Below are 18836 nucleotides of genomic sequence, written 5' to 3' on the forward strand. Positions count from 1 at the left end.
GTCCTACCGCGCCTCCTGGTCGCTGTCCGGGACCCGTGCCGCCCACATCGGCAGCCGCTCCGTCCGCCGCCCGCCCGTCCCGTTCTGTCGGGCCAGCCGCTCGTTCTGGCCGCGCAGCGCGGTGTGCGGCCCGTCCCACACAGTGCCGTCGGTCCGGTCACGCGGATCGGGGTCGATCAGCACCACACCGATCACCGGAATGAGCTGGTCCGCGAGTTGCCGCGCCACGGTGTGCAGCCATGCGGCGCTGCCGTGCCCGGCACGTACGACGAGCACGGTCTGGGTGCCGAGGTACTGGAGGTCGGTCCACGCCGTGCCGGGCGCGACCGAGCCGACGCCGAGCCGGCGCACCTGCCGCGGCATGGCCGCGGCACGCTCGCCGCTGACCACGGCCGGGTCTCCTGGCCGCCGGCGGCTGTTGGCGAGCTGCGGGCCGGGCAGACCATCGACGATGACCACTGGCCCCTCCGCCGCCAGCGCCCTGGCGACGTTCAGGGCGATCACGCTCGTGCTGTGCGCACAGCCCAGTTCCAGCAGCGACACCGGTTCCGCGGAGCGGCGCACGGTACGGGCCAGGGACGTGGTGAGCCTTATCCGTGCCGCGCGGATCCGTCGGCGCTGCCAGAGCCTTGTCGACCGGCGGGGCACACGGCGCAGCTCCGCGATGACCGAGGCGCCGAGGTTCGCCGCGATCTCCCGGCGCAGCACGGGGCGGTCCGCCACCACCGCGCCGACCGCGGCCACCGCGAGCCCGAGGACGAGCCCGAGGAGGAGCCCGATCGCCGCGTTGGTGGCAGCGGCCTCGGGCAGGGAGTGTCTCACCGCGCGCGGGGCGTCCACGATCTGTGTGCCGACGAGGAGCTTGGGCGTGCCGACGCGCGCCTCCTCGGCGCGCTGGTCGAAATCGGCGATCCGCGAGGTGAGTTCGGCCCGGCGGGCGAAGAGCGACTCGATGCCCGCCGACGCCTTCGGGTCGCTCTCCGGTGACCGGTCTCCGATCGCCTTGTTGACCTTGGCGAGTTGGTTTCGCATACGGTCACGCTGGTCGAGCAGAGCCTTGGCCTCGGCCTTCGCGGCTTCCCGCATCCGCTTCACATGGTCCGCGACGAACGCGTCGGCCAGCGCCTTGGCCCGGGTCACCGCTTCCGCGTCGCTGTCAGCCGTCACATTGATCTGCAACAGGTTGTTGGTCAAGCCGATGGCCCGGTAGTCCTGCATGAAGTCCTCCGGTGTTTCCGGGGAGTCGAGGGACCGCAGGGCCTTGTCGGCGATGCGCGTGGTGTGCAGCAGCGCGACATCGGTGCGGATCAGCGTTCCGGGGTCGTTCGGCTGGTCCTCCTGATGCGTGACCAGGACCTTGGTCACCGCGGTCGGCGGCGAGGGCAGCAGGACCGCCGCCGCCACGCCGACGAGCAGCCCCAGCAGCGCCAGGGAGCACCAGAGGCGGCGCCGCCTCCGCACCGCCACCACCAGCGCCTGCAAATCAAGGAGCGGAGCGGCGGCCGACGCCTCCGAAGTCCTGCCCGTCGTCACACCGAACCTCCCCTCGCGTCGTCGCCAACCGCCATCGCCGGCGTGGCGTGACGCGGAGCATGGCCCGCGGTCCGCGACGAACGGGCCCGGACCGTGCCGGCGAGGACGATGCCAACGACCTCGTGCTTGGCGTCCGCACACGCCTCGGCGATGCCGGCGAGCTCCCCCGCGGTCCAGCTGCCCGCGCTCAGCACGACCAGGGCACCGGACTCGTCGCCGCGGTCCGGCACCATCGGCTGGGACACCGAAACCCCCACCACCCGCAGCATGGGGTATCCCCCGCTCGAAGAGGTGGGGGAAGGATCGCTCTCGGCCTCGGCGGCGAGCTGCCCGGCGGCCCGGCGGGCGATCTCGTCGCCGTCCGGGACGACAACCAGCAGCCGCTGGGGGGCCGACGCCTGGTCCCGGAGGCGGGCGCACACCCGCCGGTAGCGGATCTGCCTGCTGGCCTCGTCGCCGGACGTCTGCGGGGTCGGTATGTCCCACCGGATGTCGACGCCCAGCAGCCGGCGGACCCGGGCCCACGGGCCACGGTCTTCCGGCCGGTGCGCGCGCCGTTCACCAGGTACGTCGACGGTACCCAGCAGCACCGAGCCCAGCGCCGCGGCGATCTCCGGTTGGGTGCGCAGCCGGCGGCTCATCCGTGCGGCGGTGAGATGGCCGATGACCGCGAGCAGGAAGAACAGCAGCGCCCCGGCGACGATGAGCTGCGTCCTCGTCGGTGGTGCCTCGCCGGCCGGCCGGGCCGCCGGCCCCATGACGACCATGTTGGCCTTGGTGGCAGCCGGGTCGGCCTCGTCCAGCTTGCTGATGGCCTCCTGCATGGAGGTACGCAGCTTCTCGAGCTCGGTGCGGGTCTGCACGCCCTCCACGGTCTGCCCCGGATCGGCCGCGTCGGCCAGCTCGGTGATGCGGCGGCTGGTCTGCACCACCATCTGCTGTAGCTCCTCGAGCTGCGCCGCCGCTTCGGGATCGGTGTTGTCGTCCACGATCCGCGCGGCGAATGTGACGAACTGCTGGGCCACCTGGTCGGAGAGTTGCTGTGCGCGCTCCGGTGTCTCGGCCGTGCCCGAGATCTTGATGATGTTCCCGTCGGTGCCTTTGGCGCTCACCCGATCCCGCAGCTCGCTGCCGCTGACCCCGGTCCAGCCGAGCGTGGCGGCCGCGCGGTCGACCACCACCGAACTGGTCGCGATCTCCGTCTGCGTCAGCAGCTCGCGCTCCTCCCACGCCCCCGGCAGCAGTACCGACGCCGACGTCGTGTAGCGCGGCGGAAACAGCAAAGAAGTGCCGTATCCGACGAGCGCACCCACCACGGCGAGGAGGGTGAGCAGCCGCCAGCGCCGGCGGATAATCCGCCCGATCGTGACCAGGCGTATCGGGTCATCGCTCAACGGCGCGGCCTCCGCCCTGCCCGGTCCGGGGCGCCCGCCGACACCGGAGCGTGGTCGCGGCAGGCGGCGGCGTAGGCGGCGAGCAGCGACGCTTGCGAGTTCCGCCAGGAGAGCGACCCGCTGATCCGCTCCTGGCCGATCTTGCCCATGTGGGCCCGCTTCTCCGGATCGTCCAGCAGCAGCGCGATGAGCTCGGCGAACTCGGCTTCGTCGTTGGCGGACGCGTAGACGGCGGCGTCACCGGCGGAGACTCGCGCCTCCCGGAGGTCGAACGAGACGATCGGCCGGCCCATCACCATGTACTCCAGGACCTTGTTCATGGTCGACACGTCATTGAGCGGATTGCGCGGGTCGGGGGAGAGGCACACGTCCGCGGTGGACAGGTAGCGCACCAGATCGGCGTCCGGTACGCGCCCGGTGAACTGCACCTGCTCCGAGAGCCCGAGCCGCCGGGAGAGCTCCACCATCGCGTCGAAGGTGTCGCCGGCGCCGACGAACACCGCGTGCCAGTCGGTCCGCCCGAGGTCGTCGCGCAGTTTCGCGAGGGCTCGCAGGGCGTAGTCGACGCCGTCCTGCGGGCCCATGACGCCGAGGTAGCACAGCAGATGAGGCTTGCCGCGCTTCAGCTCGGGCTCGGGCGGTACGGGGTGGAACCGGTCGATGTCGGGCGCGCTGCGCACCACGAAAACGTCCGCCGGTCGTCGACCGCCACGGCGCACCGCGACGTCCCGGTAGCTCTCGTTCGTGGCGAGCACGACGTCCGCGGCCCGGTAGGTCCGCCGTTCCAATGCGCACACGGCGCGGTAGAGCAGATCCTTGCCGCGGCCGAACCGGGAGAGGTACAGCTCGGGTACCAGGTCGTGTTGGTCGAAGACGAACCGCGTGCCGCGCCGCTTCAGCAACAGCGCCGGCAGGAACAGCAGGTCGGGCGGATTGCAGGCGTGGACCACATCGACCGGGCCGACCTTCCGGGCCAGCCGGACCGTATGCCACAACGCCGATCCGTACTCGCGCAGGTAGCCGGTCGGCCCTCCGGTGGCCGCGCGCAACGGGTAGCGGTGGATCCGCACCCCGTCGACCTCCGCCTCCAACTCCGTGTCCCGCTTGGTCCCTTGGGGGCAGATGACGTTCACCTTCCAGCCCGCGTCGCGCAGCGTCGTGCACTCCTGCCACACCCGCCGGTCGAACGGCACCGACAGGTTCTCCACCAGGATCAGCGCGCGACGGCCCGGACCGTGGCCGCTGGTCGTGTCACCAGGCAAGGCCCATGTACCCCGGTTCGGCCCGGCGCGCCTCGGCGTCGGGAAGGCGGACGAGGTCGACGATCAACGGTCCGCCGCCCTGGGGCAGCGCCGAGAGGACGGCCGGATCCTTGGTCCCGACCAGGCACACCTCGGCGTGGTCGAGCACCTCGTCGACGGAGTCCGCGAGCAGTTGCGCGAGGTGCGGCAGCCGGGTCTCGATGTACTCGCGGTTCGCGCCGAGCAGCCGGGACAGGCTCACATTGGCGTCGTAGATCTTCAGGTCGTACCCCTTGCCGAAGAGTCGCTCCGCCAGCTCGACGAGCGGGCTCTCACGGAGGTCGTCGGTGCCGGGTTTGAACGACAGCCCGAACAGGCCCACCCGGCGCTTGCCGGCCCGTTCGACCAGCTCCACCGCGCGCTGTAGATGGTCGGCGTTGGAGGGCAGCACGTGGGACAGGATGGGCACCGAGACATCGGCCCGCTGCGCCGCGTGGACCAGGCTGCGCAGGTCCTTGGGCAGGCAGGAGCCTCCGAAGGCGAAGCCGGGCCGCAGGTAGGCGGGGCTGATGTTCAGCTTGCGGTCGGCCAGGAACACGTCCATCACCTGGTGGGAGTCCACCCCGAGCGCCTGGCACACCGCGCCCAGCTCGTTCGCGAAGCCGATCTTGAGGCCGTGGAACGCGTTGTCCGCGTATTTGATCGCCTCGGCCGTCGGGACCGGCACCCGGAACACCTCGCCGGGCAAGCCGTCGTACAGCGCCATCACCGCATCACCGCTTGCCGGGTCGAGCTCGCCGATGACGGTCTTGGGCGGGTCGAAGAAGTCCCGCACGCTCGTGCCCTCGCGCAGGAACTCCGGGTTGACCGCGACCCCGATGTCCACTCCGGCCGTGCCGCCGACGTATTTCTCCAGAAGCGGTACCAGCAGGTTCAGACAGGTGCCCGGGAGCATGGTGCTGCGGAACACGACGGTGTGCCGGCCCCCCTGCTCGGCCCCCTCGGCCAGCGCGGCGCCGATCTGCTCGGTGACGCGTTCCAAGTACGTGGTGCACAGGCTGCCGTTGGGCTCGGACGGTGTGCCCACGCAGACCAGCGACACCTCGCTGCCCATGATCGCCTCGCGGACGTCGCCGGTGGCGCGTAACGCTCCGGTCCGCACGACGTCGGCGATGAGCTCGCCGATCCGCTCCTCGACCACCGGGGCCTTGCCGTCGTTGACCAGGTCGACCTTCACCTGGTTCACGTCCACCCCGATGACCTCGTGACCCATGCCGGCCAGACACGCGGCCGACACGCAGCCCACATAGCCGAGCCCGAAAACGCTGACTCTCATGACCCGTTCCTCCCCCCAGGCAGGCCCTCCGGGCCTGCGGTCCGCGCGCGGGCCGGACGATGACCTCCGCGCATCAGTAGGCCCCCTGCCCGTAGACCACCGCACGCAGCGTCTTCCACAAGATCACTGTGTCCAGGGCGAGCGACCAGTCCTCCACGTACCGCAGGTCCAGCCGGACCGCCTCCTCCCACGACAGGTCGCTGCGTCCGCTGATCTGCCACAGGCCGGTGAGTCCGGGCTTGACCAGCAGCCGGCGCCGGATGTCCGGGCCGTACGCAGCGGTTTCCTCCGGTAGCGGAGGCCGCGGACCGACGAGCGACATCGATCCGGTGAGCACGTTGAAAAGCTGCGGGAGCTCATCGATCGAGTACCGGCGCAGCACTGCTCCCACCCGGGTCACCCGCGGATCCCGGCGGAGCTTGAACAGCAGGCCGGCGCCCTCGTTGCGGTCGGCCAGCTCGGCACGTGCCCCGTCAGCCCCGGCGACCATGGTGCGGAACTTGAGAATGGTGAACTCGCGGCCGTCCTTGCCGACCCTGCGCTGGCGGTAGAACGCCCCACCCCGGCTGTCCACCAGCACGAGCAGTCCGACGAACACCATCAGCGGCGCGAACAGCATCAGCAGGATCGCCGCGCCCATCCGGTCGACGACCCCTTTGACCGCCCGGCGGCCCCCGGTGAAGGTCGGCATGCTGACCCGCAGCAGCGGGATCCCGAGCACCGCGTCGATGTGCAGCCGCGGGCTGGCCACTTCCATCAGCACGGGGGCCACGACCATCTCGGCCTCGCTGCCTTCCAGGCTCCAGGCAAGCCGTTGCAGCCGGTCCGGTGACCAATGCGGATCCGGTGTGATCGCGACGACTCGGTAGCCGTCGCGGTGGACGTGGCCCGCGACGTCCGTCAGTCGGCCGACGACCGGCACTCCGTCCAGTTGGTCACCGTCGAGCCCGAGACCGTCCGTCGTGCACACGGCGTCCACCCGCCAGCCGAGGTGCGGGAACTTGCGGGTTCGGGTGATCAGGTCGCGCACGGTGGCCAGGCTCCCGGCAGCGAGCACCGGTCGCAGGCACCGTCCTTCCTTCCGCTGTTTGTGCAGCCAGAGGCGCAGCAGATACCGCGCGGTCATGGTGACGAGCGCGATCGCGGGGATCGCGACGAAGATCCAGAGCTTGATGTTGCGCGAGGTGAGGGCGATGCCGCCGAGCGCCAGTACGACGGTCGCCGTGAACAGCGCGCGTCCGAGCCGGCGGAATTCCTCGGCGCCCTGGCCGAGCACGGCCGGAGCCCATGACCGGCTCACCGCAAGCGCCCCCAGCACCAGCAGCTCGGTGCCGAACGCGAGAATTCCCCACTTCTCGTGCCAGTTGGCCGCGTCCCGGGCCCCGAAGAAGTTGCCGATCGCCGCCACCACGAAGGCGGTGGCCACGGTGTCGCTGGTGATCACGGTACGGCGGTACCGCTGCTCCCAATCGATCGCGGGTTGGCTGATTGCCTCGTTCGCCAGACGCTCGCGCGCCGACGGAAACGGGCTGACTAATACCCCTTTCCGCACAGACCCCCCCCAGGTCCCCAGTGGTTCGACGTGTTCGCCTAACACTGTCCCTCCCCCCGGGAGGCCCCCGCCCCCCGCACTGTTCCTCCCCTCGGGAGGCCCCCGCCCCCCGCGCCGCGCCGTTCCTTCCGCGGAGGGCCCCCGCCCCCCGGTGCATGACATGTCGGCTGTCTCAGAGCTACGTGAACAACCCCCACTGGCGGCAGCGGACTCGCATGTCCTGCCGGACTCTCGAGGTGCACGGGGCCCGTCGAAACCTCGGGTGCTCCCCACACCCAAGGCCCTCTCCCGGGCTCCAAGAATTGATCAGGACCTATAGATCATTACGGGTCGGCTCGTCTCCGAACAGCTGAAGCACGGTCAATCTAGACCATCGGCGGGCCAGTATGAAGAGATGATGTGTGTAATTTGTGCCCAAACTTTGACTGGATCCACCGATGGGTGGCCGCCTACGGGGTGCCTTGCCGCCACCGCGTGCTCCAGCGGCCCGCCCGGCCTGCGTCGCTCGAACATCCGGGTCGGTGCTGTGAGCTGCGGCGATACCATTGCTTCGGGCAGCCCGCGGTACTCGTTGAGCAGCCCGCCGAGGACGGGCCGTCGTTCGTTTCCGTGGGCCTGGATGTCAGCGCCGTTGGCCGGATGGTTGCTGCCGGAACGGCGTGGAAGGCGCTGGTGTACTTGCTGTCCCGGTCGCGGAGGAGGAACCGCGGGGAGTCCATCCGGCACCGCGGGTGGGCAGATGTCCCGCCAACGTTCCCGCGGGACCGGCCGGTAAAGGACGGCGAGCCGGATTCGGTCGCCGGGCTCGCAGCGGACTCGGGCGATGTGGCAGCGCAACACCGCGCTCTCGTGCCGCAACGCCAAGACCTGCGCATCCTTGGCCAGCGGCTGCGCGGCACGGCAGCGAGCACCCGAATGGTGGGATGTCTCAGCCGCGTATGGTCACGCCGTGGTTCGTACGCAGTCGGCGCAGCTCCCACAGGGAGAGCCCGGTCACCGATAGCGGGCCGCCGAACAGGGAGCAGAACTGGGCCCACAGTGGCCCGTTGGGCATGCCGCTCCCGGTCAGGTCGAAGACGGCGATGATCCAGACCATCACCACGGTGATCACGGCCGGCAGCCCGGCGTGCACAGAGGCGGTGTTGGAGGCGGAGCGGGCGACGTAGGCCGAGGCCAGGAAGAAGAACGGCAGCCCCCACAGCACGAACGCGAGCGCGGGGACGGCGGCCACGATACGCCCCCGCCCTGACAGAGGTCGCGTGTCGGGCGCCGGCACGGCTGGTCGCGCGACCATGACTCCAGCGTCCACCCGCCCGCCGCCGGCCGCGTCCGGACGGCGATGTCATCCCTCACCGGGCGAGCCCCGGCGCCACATCCTGGAAGATCTCCCACAACCCGTCCGGCACCGGTCGCTCAACTCCCCCCATGCGCGGACATTGAGCCACGGCCGATCACGACACCGTCCACGGACACCTCTCCAGCAGCGCCGACCGCACGGGTGCCGTTGAATTGCCCCCTTTCGACGGCTGTTTGCCGAAGCCCGTGTGGCCCACCGCCGTGGGTTACCCCCGCAGCCGCGGATCGCAGGCCGGGCGGTCCAGCGCCGTCCGGCTCATCGGATCCTGGCCGCCCGCTGCGAAATGACACGCGCCTCCGGGACTCGCCCCGAAGGAACTCGCGCGGGCCGTCACGTGGCGGCGCGCTTCCCCGGGAGCCGTGGCCGACGTGTGCGCGCAACCCGCGGAGGAGACACGAGGGAAGACGTACCGCACTCCTACCTGAGTAGCAGTGCACCCTCCCACCAAAGGCCCTCTTGCGACGGCGGTACGGATCGACCCTGCCGCGGGCGCTTGCACACACGACCCGCCACGCATGGGATGAGACCCGAAAGCGGCGGACGGCGGCAGCCTCCGTCGGTCACCGCCCGCGTCTGACGGGAGTCGCTCTCCGTGTCCACACAGATTGGCCCTGATCAGCCGAAACCGGAGCCTGCGCGGTCACTCCCGGAGTCGGCGGTGGTCGTCACACCGCAGAAGCTGGGCCTGTCGCTGGTGGTCCTCTCGGTGGCCGCGTTCGTCGCCGGACTCGACCTGTTCATCGTCAACGTGGCCTTCGACGCCATCAGCCAGGACTTCGACGGCGCCACGCTGTCGGATCTCTCCTGGGTGCTCAATGGCTACGCGATCGTCTTTGCCGCACTCCTGGTGCCCCTCGGCCGGTTGTCCGATCGCCTCGGGCGCAAGCGCGTATTCCTGCTCGGCCTGGCGCTCTTCACCGCCGCCTCCGCCGCCTGCGCCACCGCGACCGGCCTGTGGGCACTGGTCGCTTTCCGGGTGCTCCAGGCCGTGGGGGCGGCGGCGTTGACCCCGGCAAGTCTCGGCCTGCTGCTCTCGGTCTTCCCGCCGGAGAGGCGACAGGGCGCGGTGCGGGTGTGGTCCGCCAGCGCCGCGCTGGCCGCCGCGGCGGGCCCCGTCTTCGGGGGGCTGCTGGTCAGCGCGTCATGGCGGTGGGTGTTCCTGGTCAACATCCCGGTCGGAGTGCTGGCCCTGCTGGTGGCCGTCCGGATCCTGCCCGAGTCGCGGGAGGAGCGGGCACGCCGACTGCCGGACCTGATCGGGACCGGTCTGCTGACGGCCTCCATCGGGCTGCTGGCGCTCGGCCTCGTGAAGATCAACGAGTGGTCCGCGGCGCGGACGTCCGTCCTGCTGGCCGGCGCGGTCGCCGGGATCGCGGTGTTCTGGTTCCGTTCGCAGCGCCACCCCTCTCCGGTGGTCGAACCGGCACTTCTGCGCGTACGGGCGTTCGCCTGGTCGAATCTCGCCGCGCTCGCCTTCACCGCGGCGTTCGCGGCGAACCTGCTGACCGCGATTCTGTGGATGCAGCAGGTGTGGCACTACTCCCCGCTGCGGACCGGTCTCGGCATCGCCCCGGGGCCCCTCATGGTTCCGCTCGCGGCGATCGTCGCCGGAAAGCTGGTGACGCGCTTCACACCGGGTGCGGTCACCGCGCTCGGCTGCCTGATCTGCACCATCGGGGTGGTGATGCTGACGCTCAGCATCGGCCGGACCCCGCACTACGCCACCGAGCTGCTCCCCGGCTGGTTGATCGGCGGTGCCGGGGTCGGCTTCGCACTTCCGACGATTCTGGCGTCGGCCACGTCGGACCTGCCGGAGTCCCGGTTCTCCACCGGCAGCGCCGTGGTCAACATGAGCCGACAGATCGGCAGCGTGCTGGGGATCAGCGTGCTGGTCGCGATCCTCGGCACTCCGCTCACCTACGACGAGACGCATCGAGCCTTCGTCCACGCCTGGATCGCGATCGACGTGCTCATGCTGCTCGGTGCCGTGACGGCCCTGGGAATGACACCGCGGCCCGCCGCACAGCGGACTTCCGGCGGGCCCGCCGAAGAGCTCGAAGACCACTTATTGCGAAGGGAAACCTCATGAGCGGTAAACGCGTTGTCTTTGTCGACTGTCTGCCGGGAGTCACTCTCGATGAGCAGCTGTCCCTGGCTCGCTTCGGAGAGATCGGCCTCGACCGGTCCCGGCCGGACACCTTCGAACGCTATCTGCACGAACTCGAGCCGGGCACTGAGCTGGCCGCCGCCTACATAGGGGGCAGCGGAACCTCGATACCCACAGCGGTACGAAAGCTGCGCGGTATGGCGCAGTTCACCAAGACCCGGGTGTACGTCGTCGGCGACGCCGCGGGCGGGCCCGTTCCCGGCTGGGCCGAGGCGCTGGACGTGGAGGACATCCTGGCCCCGGCAGCCTTCGACGGCTTCGGCTTCACCGACACGCTCGAGATAGGTCTGCGGGCCTACCACTCGCTGATCCTCGACCCGCTCTACACCGACTTCTATCTCGACATGACCTGGAACAAGATCTTCGACTGGTTCGAGACCACCCGCTGGGACTGGCGCGAGCTCGACCTCGATCGTCTCAACCCCGAGCTGATGAGCCCGGAGGAGGTCGACTTCCTCACCGAGGCCGCCATCATCGAGTTCGGCACGCTGCCCGGCGCACACAACTTCCTGCGCGAGTGGGAGGGGGAGACCAGCTTCTCCTCCTGGGCGCTGAGCTGGGGTGCGGAAGAGGCCCGGCATTCGCTGGTACAGGCCCGCTGCCTGGACAAGATGGGCATCAAGGTCCGTTCCAAGCACGCGCTGTACAAGCGCGAGCCGTACCCGATCGGCGACACCCGGGCCGGCACCCTCACGATGAACATCATCTCCGAGGCCCGCGCCGCGGAGCTGTACCGGTGCCTCGCGGCCGAGACCAAGGAGCCGGTCGTCCGGGGAATCTGGAAGCTGCTCGGCCGTGACGAGTCCCGGCACGCCCGCGCGTTCTTCGTCTTCACGCAGGAACTGTGCGACAGCAACCGGGAGAGCCAGATCGCCGCGCTCAAGATGGCGTACGTCTGGCTGGCCGACCGCAGCGAGGGCCTCAAGCACCCGGCCGGACACTTCTATCCGCACTCCACCTCCGCAAAGGGCATACGCCGGATCGAGATGATCAAGGACGATGCCACCGATGCGGCCGACGCCAAGGTCCTGCAGATGGTGCGGCGCCTGGTCGAGGACGACTCGATCGAGTCGGCCAGGGACATCAAGGGCAAGCTCCGCTCGCTCATATAGCACCCGGTTATGTGGTCTGTGCTGTTCCATGATGTTTTCGACCAGAAGACGTGTGCAATTTCCGCCGTCGCACGCCTCCTGACGTCGCGCCAACAGGCTCACGAGACATCAGCAGCCTCCCAGTCGACACCGCCGCGCCGCGAAAGCGCCTGACTTGAGGAGCGAGAGGTTTGCCGGAGTCAGCCTCTATCGATTCTGAGAGCGACAACCCATCCAATTGCTTCGGCTGCGCCCAGCACAATCCCATCGGTCTGCGCCTGGTCTTCGAGAAGAACGGAAACGGATTCGCCACGCGGCTCACTCTCGGTGTCGACTACGAGTCGTTTCCGGGGGTCATCCACGGCGGAATCGTCGCCACGATTCTGGATGAGACCCTCGCTCAGGCCGTGTACCGGGCCGGGTTGGTCTCGGCGTTCACCGCCGGTCTGCGCATCCGTTACGGAAGGCCTATGGAGACCGGGGTCGAATACACCGCACACGCCGAGATCACCAAACGGGACGAGCACTCGGTGCGAGCGTCCGGCCAGATCCTGCACGGTCGTGATCTCGTGGCGGCAGCGGACGGCACCTTCCATCTGCTCACCGACAAGGTGCTGGTCGAGCACGGCCGACACCTGCCGAACAGACTCGTCACGGCACTTCGCATCGCCAACGGAACCGCTGCACAGGGGGAATGAACAACCATGGACACCAGCAAACAGATCCTTGGCATCATCGCCGAGGAACTCCAGGTCAGTGCTGATGAGCTGGCGCCCGATCAGTACTTTCGCGCCCTGCCCAACGTCGATTCGATGCGCGTACTCCAGATCATCCTGAAAACCGAGAAGGCCTTCGACATCGAGATCGAGGACGACGTCACGTTCCGGATCCAGACCATCGGTGAATTCCAGACCCTGGTCGAGGACCTCCGTCGGCAGCGAGCCGCGGCGTGAATCTGGTCCAGGCGCTCGCCGAGGTGGCGAACCGCGGAACAGGCCACGGCCTGCGCCTGTTCCGCGGCGATGAGGAGGCCGAACGCGTCACCTACGGCGAACTGTATGCCGATGCCGGAAGGCTGGCGTGCGGCCTCCTGGAGCGCGGGGTCCGGCAGGGCGAGCGGGTGGCCATTGCGCTGCCCACCTCGATCGACTTCGCCAGAGCGTTCTTCGGTGTGCTGGCGGCCGGTGCGGTGCCGGTGCCACTGCCACCGCCGGTCCGCTTCGCCTCGCTGGACATCCACCTCAGCCGGATCGCCCTGGCGATGCGTCAGTCGAAGGTGCGCGTGGTGCTGTCCGACAGCACCCTGGGACGCTTGATGGGGCCGGTGCTCGGCGGTGCCGACGGCGAGTTCGAGGTCCTCGACACCGCGCTGGTGCGGGCCGCCGGCACGGAGTACGCCGACGTGCCGGACGAAGCTCCCGGACTCGTCCAGTACACCTCGGGCACCAGCCAGGAACCGAAAGGCGTGGTACTGAGCCATGCCAATCTGCTCGCGAACGTCGCGGCGATCACCAAGGGGCTCGACGTCACCGACGCGGAGGTGTGCTGCAACTGGCTGCCGCTCTTCCATGACATGGGGCTGATCGGCACCCTGCTCACCCCGGTGTTCAACGGCGCCGAGGCCCTCCTGCTCCCGCCGGAGGACTTCCTCAGGGATCCCGGCCGCTGGCTGCGCATCATCAGCGGATACCACGGGACCGCCACGACAGCACCCAACTCCGGCTATCTGCACGCGCTGCGCAAGGTCCCCGCCGACAAGGTGCATGGACTCGACCTGTCCCGCTGGCGGGTCGCGCTCAATGGCGCGGAGGCCATCGACCCGGGCATGATGCGCCGGTTCTCCGAGCACTTCGCCCCGGCCGGCTTCCACGGCTCGGCCTTCCTTCCGGTGTACGGCCTGGCCGAAGGCAGCCTCGCGGTGACCTTCGCACCACTGGGACGCCGCTCGGCCAAGACCATCTGGGTACGGCGGGAGCCGCTCGCGGACGGCGTGGTGGAGCCGGTGTCCCCGGAAGCCGGCGACACCGCATCCGCCCGGGAACTCGTCTCGGTCGGCGTCCCGGTGGCGAACACCGAGGTCCGGCTGGTCGATGACGACGGAGCCGTACTCTCCGGCGAGGCCCGCGTGGGCGAGATCCAGATCCGCGGTGACTCGGTGATGCGCGCCTACGAGGCCGACGAGGCGGCCACCCGGGCCACCGTCCACGCGGGAGGCTGGGTGTCCACCGGCGATGTGGCGCTCCGGCGTGACGGCGAGCTCTTCATCGTGGGCCGCACAAAAGAAATGATCATCATATTCGGCCAGAATTACCACGCCAGCGATATCGAGTCGGTGGCCGGCCGGGTACCGGGTGTGGCGAACAACGCGGTCCTGGCGATGGCGGTGGCAACAGCCGACGGTGAAGGGCTGGCGCTGGTCGCGGAGACCAAGGAGGCCGATCCGGCGGTGCGGGCCCAACTCGTCGGGCAGCTCAGGCATGCCGTTTCCGATGCCATCGGAATCTCTCCGCACGACGTCATTCTGGTCAGAAGAGGTACCTTGCCGCGCACCTCGAGCGGAAAACTGCAACGGTACGGTACGGAAGCCCTGGTGACGGCTGAGGACGGGGACGGGGCCAGTAGATGACCTTGGCACAGACCGGAGGTAACACGATGACCGATGCCCCCAGGACACCGGAGGAGCTCACCGCGACCGAGCGCGAGGAACTTCTGCGCCGCTCGTGGATGGCCACCGACGGCCTCTGGTACTACCAGACCGCGACCAAGAGCGGCATCGATGGTGCCAACGAGGCCAACATCCAAGTGGTGCGCGAGTTCGGGCGTCAGGAGATGGTCCGCCTGATGCGCGGTCTGGGCATCGAGAAGGTCGAAACCCTCGAGCAGTACCGGCGCCTGTTCCAGGCGGCGGTGGATCTCTACCTCGGCTCGCTGTTCGCGGCGGAGGAGTCGTTCGAGGACCGCACCCAGCATCTGAAGGTATCCACGTGCTTCGCCTACAAAGGAGTCAAACGCGCCGGCATCGAGAAGGACTATCACTGCGGTCCGGGGGAGCGCCTGACGGGCTGGCTTCAGGCGATGGACCTGCCGGCCGAGATCGATCCCGGTGTGGGCCTGTGCCAGATGGCCCACACGGGTTCCTGCGGCTACCGGCTCACAGTCGACCTGCCGCGCGAATCCTGAGGACCCGCTCGGCACCTTCACGGCCGACCACGGAGCTATGGATAGGGCTCCAGGATCCCCGCCTCCTGGGCCCGGCGGATCGCATCCACCCGGGACGTGGCTCCGAGCTTCCGGTAGATGTTCGTCAGATGCCGTTTGACGGTCGTCTCGGCCAGGAACAGAGCTGCCGCGGTCTCCGCGTTGCTGTGTGCCTGGGCGACATGCCGCAGCACCTCGACCTCCCGGGCGGACAGGAGCGGCGCCCTGGAGCCGGGCCGGTCGAGTGCCTTGAGCATGTCCCGGGAAATGGAGAGATGGATCCGGTCCGGGGCGGCGATCACCGAACGGATCGCGATGAGCAACTCCCGGGTGGATACGGACTTCAGGAGGTAGGCGGCAGCACCATCATCGATCAGTTGCCTGAGCAGTACGGGGTCGTCGTGCATCGTCAGCACGATGCAGTGCGTCTGAGGGCAGTGTCGGTGGATCTCCCGAATGGTGTCGCGGATCCCCGGCCCCGGCATCTGCACGTCGAGCAGCGCGATGCCGGGACGATGCCGCCGGGCGAGCGTGACGGCGTCGATTCCGCTCTCGCCCTGGGCAACGACATGGAGCCAGTCCTCTTGCGCGAGGAGATCGGCCAGCAGCTCCCGGAAGAGCGTGTGATCATCCACCACGATCAGCTCTGTCATGACGTGGCTGTCAGCCATCGGTCACGAGGTGACCAGGGGGATGGACACACGGACCGTCGTGCCGCTCCCCACCGAGCTGCGGATGGTGCAGATGCCTCCGAGCAGTTCGGTCCGCTCGTGGATCGAAGTGATCCCGTCGTGCCGCGCTTTCCAGACTGTGTCCATGTCGAACCCCGTTCCATTGTCGGAAACCGAGGCATGGACGGCCGACTCCGATACATGCAGCCTGATCCGTATCCGCTTCGGCGCGGAGTGCCGCAGCGCGTTCTTGACCGCCTCGCGCAGCATGTAGTACAGCTCCTCCGCCACCGGCTCGGGTACCGCGAGGATGTCCCCCGTCACCGTGAGACTGACCTCCACGCCATCCGGAGCGGCGGACTCCAGAAACTGGCCGAGGGAACGCTCCAGGTCCGAGTAGGAGACCGAATCCCGCAGTTCCCCCGAGAGCTCGCTGATGGCGTGAAGAGCCTCGCGGAGCGTGTGCTCCACCGATCGCAACTTCGTCCGGGTGAGCCCGGGATCGCGGTCGAGCTCATCCTCGCACTGCTCCAGACCGAGCAGCGCCACCAGGACGTCATGAGAGACCCGGTCGTGCAGATCCCGTGCGAGCCGGCGGCGTTCGTCGAGATGAGAACTGTGGATCTTCTCGCGCAGGAACTTGATGTACCCGACGCAGCCGAGCGCGATCTGAGTCATCACCGCGTCGTGAAGGGTCAGCGCGAGATCGAGCACCGCCTCGGGGGCGGGCGCTTCCGGGAGGGCCTCGCGCACCAGCACCGGCAGTGTCAGCTCGTAGAACAGACCGGCGGCGCGTACGGTCTCGGTCGGATGGATCTCGAGCGAGGCCCGCTTCGAGCTGAAGTCGGCCGCGCTGCGCAGTGTTTCCTCGCTCGGTTCGATGCGCTGCCGGAGACCGGACCGGGCACCGCGGCCGAGGTCGTGCAACAGCAGCTCAACCTGCCTGGCCAGCAGCGCGCTCAACGTCGCCTCGCTGACCAGGGGACTGTCGGCCGATATCAGCCGCTCGAAGAATTGATCAGTGATTCTCGCCCGCACTTCTTGAGATAAGTCGGACGCTCCCATACGCCAATCCGCTGCGCTGGACACCATAGCCACTCCCCCGCTTCGTCGCCTAGCAGCGCATTCGCCATGCTATGTGCGGCCCAGTCTAGCGCCGCCGGGTTTGCGTCTGACAGTGTTCGCGCCTGTCCGGCGGATCATGAGCGGTGTCGCGGCCGGATCGCTGCGACGGTGACGGTGGCGTGGGAGTCCCCGTCCCGGAGGGCGGCTGTCGAGCGTAGCGGTCCCAAGGCCCCCGCAGGCTGCCCCTCTCCGCATGGGACCCCGACCCGGGGGAGGGGGCGACACGGTTGCACTCCGCCGGGAGCCGTCCTTGAGGTCCGCGAAGACGTCTGGGGACGTGATATCAGGAAACCGTCCCGGCTGCCCGGGGATTCACCCACCTTAAAGGTGTTGTTCTCGCACCCATGAACATGAAGGAGGAACTGGGGATATTGTTCCCGCGGCAAGTGCGTCACCGGCGTGGGACTTTCCCGAGAGGAGGGTCGGCGATGAGACGCAACCTCACAACGGCGACCAGCGCTCCGGCGCCTATAGGTATGACTGGCCAATACACGGGCCCGTTCCCGAAGGCCGCGCACACGATGAGTACCGCTATCTCCGCCAGACCGACGAGGAATCCGGACCAGAAGGCTCCGAGCCGGTCCTCCCGCGTGAGCCGAACCCCGTTGCTCCTGCTCGTCATGTACGTCCGCGCGGACACGGCCAGCGCGATCAGGTAGGCCATGATCGGCGGATACAGCACGAACAGTGTCCCGTCCAGCGCCGCGACGTGCCAGCCGGGCCACACGTCGCGCTCCCCGATCTCCACGACCCGCCCGTGCCACAGTCCCACCTCGACCTGCTGGCCTCTCGTGAGCTCATGCATGGCGTCGTACCCGACATCGTCGACGGTCTTCAGCTCCTTGCCCAATCGCAGTTCGACCGCGTAGGTGTGGGAGGTGAACGGCCTTTCGCCGCCGTCCTGACCGCCGCCCGTTTGTCCGGACCTCGTGTGGGATGCCGTGTCCACCACGACGGCCCACGTCTTCCGCAATGACCCGGCTGACCGCGCGTGTGCGATGGCGGTCTCCTGGTAGGTGCGTCCGGCGAGCAGGAGAACCAAGACCGTCACGGCGAGGTGGAACACCGCGCGGCCGATGCGTCCGCCCACACGCTTGACTGCACTGGTCTCCAAGAGGCCCCCGGGATCCGGCACATCGACAGACAGGTGAGATGCCCCTGCGCGTGAAGCCGTACACGCCTCGGGGAGTGCGGTGCCCAGCTCGAAAACCAGTGGAGCAGCGCCGCTGTGCGCCATTACCGTGCTGCCGGACCAAGTCGTCTGGTCAAGGACGTGCCGTTGTACACCGTGTGAGACCTCCCGAGCGCTGATTCGTCGCGCGTCGCGCATATGCGCCGCGCTGCTTTTTGCTGCGGACTTCTCACTGAAACCGGTGTACCTTCTGTGCTCAAAACCTGGGTGGTCATGCCCACCTGCCTGCCCCTCGTTCTCCGCCGTTGCCACATGTGCGCGTCCGAACGCTTCCGGGCAAACGGTAAATTCCGCGTCAACGCCAACCACAAGCTCATCGACGCCTGGCTCCTGGCGCTCTGTACCACTTGCGGAGAAACCACAAAGCTCACGGTCCTGGAGCGGATGAACGTGCGCTCCATACGACCCGAGCTGTTGGACCGGATGCATGACAACGACCCTGGCCTGACAGCCGAGCTGCTCCAGGATCCGGTCGTGCGGCGCCGTAATCGCATCGCCCTCGACTGGGACAACGCCTGGTGCCTCGACACCGTCGGACCGGCTCACCTGGACCGCGAGGTGATCGATGTCTCGGTCCGCTTCGCGGCGCGGATCCCCGTCCGGCCGGTGCGACTGATCGCTGAAGGCTGCGGTCTCTCGCGGGCCGAGGTCGAGAGACTGATCACGGAGGGGAAGCTCGTTTCGGCAGTCCGGCTGAGCGGCAAGCTCTCCGGCGACTTCACCTTCACGCTCAAGCGCTGAGCCCTTCCCTCGGGACCGGGACCTGTCCGGCAAGACCCGCCGGACAGGCCCGGGCCGGGGTGCGTCGCGCTCCGCACCCTCGCAGGCTCGAACGAGACGGCCGTGCCTCCTCTCGTGATGCCAACGGCGCCAAGGCGTCCGATGCGGATATCCGGTTTCTCCTTCACGCCCGTACGAGATCGCGGCACCATGAAGGTGTGAGAAGAAGAACGCGCGTTGTGGTGGGGGCCGTTGCCGT

Annotated in this window: 16 protein-coding genes; 7 read left to right on the forward strand and 9 right to left on the reverse strand. The window is 68.7% G+C overall.

The window, feature by feature from the left end:
* Positions 1 to 3: 3 nt before the first annotated feature.
* The 6 genes from HUT19_RS34130 to HUT19_RS34155 all read right to left on the reverse strand — a co-directional run bounded on the left by HUT19_RS34130 (position 4) and on the right by HUT19_RS34155 (position 8287).
* Positions 4 to 1533 (reverse strand): Wzz/FepE/Etk N-terminal domain-containing protein, encoded by a 1530-nt coding sequence (locus tag HUT19_RS34130; RefSeq protein ID WP_176184125.1) that lies wholly within the window; start codon positions 1531 to 1533, stop codon positions 4 to 6.
* Positions 1530 to 2927, reverse strand: coding sequence for a Wzz/FepE/Etk N-terminal domain-containing protein (locus HUT19_RS34135; RefSeq protein ID WP_176184126.1), 1398 nt, complete (start codon positions 2925 to 2927; stop codon positions 1530 to 1532). Before HUT19_RS34135 ends, HUT19_RS34130 begins: the two co-directional genes overlap by 4 nt.
* The gene (locus HUT19_RS34140; RefSeq protein ID WP_176184127.1) at positions 2924 to 4189 is read right to left on the reverse strand and encodes a glycosyltransferase family 4 protein; all 1266 of its coding nucleotides are present in this window, start codon (positions 4187 to 4189) and stop codon (positions 2924 to 2926) included. Before HUT19_RS34140 ends, HUT19_RS34135 begins: the two co-directional genes overlap by 4 nt.
* Entirely contained in the window at positions 4179 to 5504 is a 1326-nt protein-coding gene (locus HUT19_RS34145) for a nucleotide sugar dehydrogenase (protein WP_176184128.1), read from the reverse strand. Before HUT19_RS34145 ends, HUT19_RS34140 begins: the two co-directional genes overlap by 11 nt.
* Positions 5505 to 5577: 73 nt before the next feature.
* Entirely contained in the window at positions 5578 to 7056 is a 1479-nt protein-coding gene (locus HUT19_RS34150) for a sugar transferase (protein ID WP_176187622.1), read from the reverse strand.
* Between the two features lie 928 nt (positions 7057 to 7984).
* Positions 7985 to 8287, reverse strand: coding sequence for a hypothetical protein (locus HUT19_RS34155; protein WP_254885928.1), 303 nt, complete (start codon positions 8285 to 8287; stop codon positions 7985 to 7987).
* Between the two features lie 718 nt (positions 8288 to 9005).
* Here HUT19_RS34155 and HUT19_RS34160 point away from each other — a divergent pair.
* The 6 genes from HUT19_RS34160 to HUT19_RS34185 all read left to right on the forward strand — a co-directional run bounded on the left by HUT19_RS34160 (position 9006) and on the right by HUT19_RS34185 (position 14851).
* Complete coding sequence (locus tag HUT19_RS34160; protein WP_217712309.1) at positions 9006 to 10502, forward strand: MFS transporter; 1497 nt, start codon at positions 9006 to 9008, stop codon at positions 10500 to 10502.
* The gene (locus HUT19_RS34165; RefSeq protein WP_176184129.1) at positions 10499 to 11692 is read left to right on the forward strand and encodes a ferritin-like domain-containing protein; all 1194 of its coding nucleotides are present in this window, start codon (positions 10499 to 10501) and stop codon (positions 11690 to 11692) included. The genes HUT19_RS34160 and HUT19_RS34165 overlap by 4 nt, the downstream gene beginning before the upstream one ends.
* A 170-nt stretch (positions 11693 to 11862) precedes the next feature.
* Positions 11863 to 12369: a PaaI family thioesterase gene (locus HUT19_RS34170; RefSeq protein ID WP_176184130.1), complete on the forward strand. Its 507-nt coding sequence runs from the start codon at positions 11863 to 11865 to the stop codon at positions 12367 to 12369.
* Between the two features lie 6 nt (positions 12370 to 12375).
* A complete protein-coding gene (locus tag HUT19_RS34175; RefSeq protein WP_176184131.1) occupies positions 12376 to 12624 on the forward strand; it encodes an acyl carrier protein in 249 nt (82 codons plus the stop codon).
* Positions 12621 to 14297 carry an AMP-binding protein gene (locus tag HUT19_RS34180; protein WP_176184132.1) on the forward strand — a complete coding sequence of 559 codons (1677 nt, stop codon included), beginning with the start codon at positions 12621 to 12623 and terminating at the stop codon, positions 14295 to 14297. The genes HUT19_RS34175 and HUT19_RS34180 overlap by 4 nt, the downstream gene beginning before the upstream one ends.
* A 26-nt stretch (positions 14298 to 14323) precedes the next feature.
* Positions 14324 to 14851, forward strand: coding sequence for a DUF6125 family protein (locus HUT19_RS34185; protein WP_176184133.1), 528 nt, complete (start codon positions 14324 to 14326; stop codon positions 14849 to 14851).
* A gap of 35 nt (positions 14852 to 14886) precedes the next feature.
* Here the strand turns inward: HUT19_RS34185 and HUT19_RS34190 are convergent, their stop codons facing one another.
* The 3 genes from HUT19_RS34190 to HUT19_RS34200 form a co-directional block, all read right to left on the reverse strand.
* A complete protein-coding gene (locus HUT19_RS34190; RefSeq protein WP_176184134.1) occupies positions 14887 to 15540 on the reverse strand; it encodes a response regulator transcription factor in 654 nt (217 codons plus the stop codon).
* A 3-nt stretch (positions 15541 to 15543) separates the two neighbouring features.
* Complete coding sequence (locus HUT19_RS34195) at positions 15544 to 16605, reverse strand: sensor histidine kinase (RefSeq protein ID WP_176184135.1); 1062 nt, start codon at positions 16603 to 16605, stop codon at positions 15544 to 15546.
* Between the two features lie 451 nt (positions 16606 to 17056).
* On the reverse strand, positions 17057 to 17755 hold the full coding sequence (locus HUT19_RS34200) for a hypothetical protein (protein ID WP_176184136.1): 699 nt from the start codon (positions 17753 to 17755) through the stop codon (positions 17057 to 17059).
* Between the two features lie 294 nt (positions 17756 to 18049).
* On the opposite strand from HUT19_RS34200, the gene HUT19_RS34205 reads away from it, so the two are divergent.
* Positions 18050 to 18598: a DUF1062 domain-containing protein gene (locus HUT19_RS34205; protein ID WP_176187626.1), complete on the forward strand. Its 549-nt coding sequence runs from the start codon at positions 18050 to 18052 to the stop codon at positions 18596 to 18598.
* Positions 18599 to 18836: the final 238 nt, after the last annotated feature.

Source organism: Streptomyces sp. NA02950 (assembly GCF_013364155.1).
Lineage (GTDB): Bacteria > Actinomycetota > Actinomycetes > Streptomycetales > Streptomycetaceae > Streptomyces.

Bases quoted from the DNA above. Each gene is read 5' to 3' on its own strand.
- HUT19_RS34175 (WP_176184131.1), top strand. From the start codon at position 12,376: ATGGACACCAGCAAACAGATCCTTGGCATCATCGCCGAGGAACTCCAG.
- HUT19_RS34190 (WP_176184134.1), bottom strand. From the start codon at position 15,540: ATGGCTGACAGCCACGTCATGACAGAGCTGATCGTGGTGGATGATCAC.
- HUT19_RS34185 (WP_176184133.1), top strand. From the start codon at position 14,324: ATGACCGATGCCCCCAGGACACCGGAGGAGCTCACCGCGACCGAGCGC.
- HUT19_RS34165 (WP_176184129.1), top strand. From the start codon at position 10,499: ATGAGCGGTAAACGCGTTGTCTTTGTCGACTGTCTGCCGGGAGTCACT.
- HUT19_RS34145 (WP_176184128.1), bottom strand. From the start codon at position 5,504: ATGAGAGTCAGCGTTTTCGGGCTCGGCTATGTGGGCTGCGTGTCGGCC.
- HUT19_RS34195 (WP_176184135.1), bottom strand. From the start codon at position 16,605: ATGGGAGCGTCCGACTTATCTCAAGAAGTGCGGGCGAGAATCACTGAT.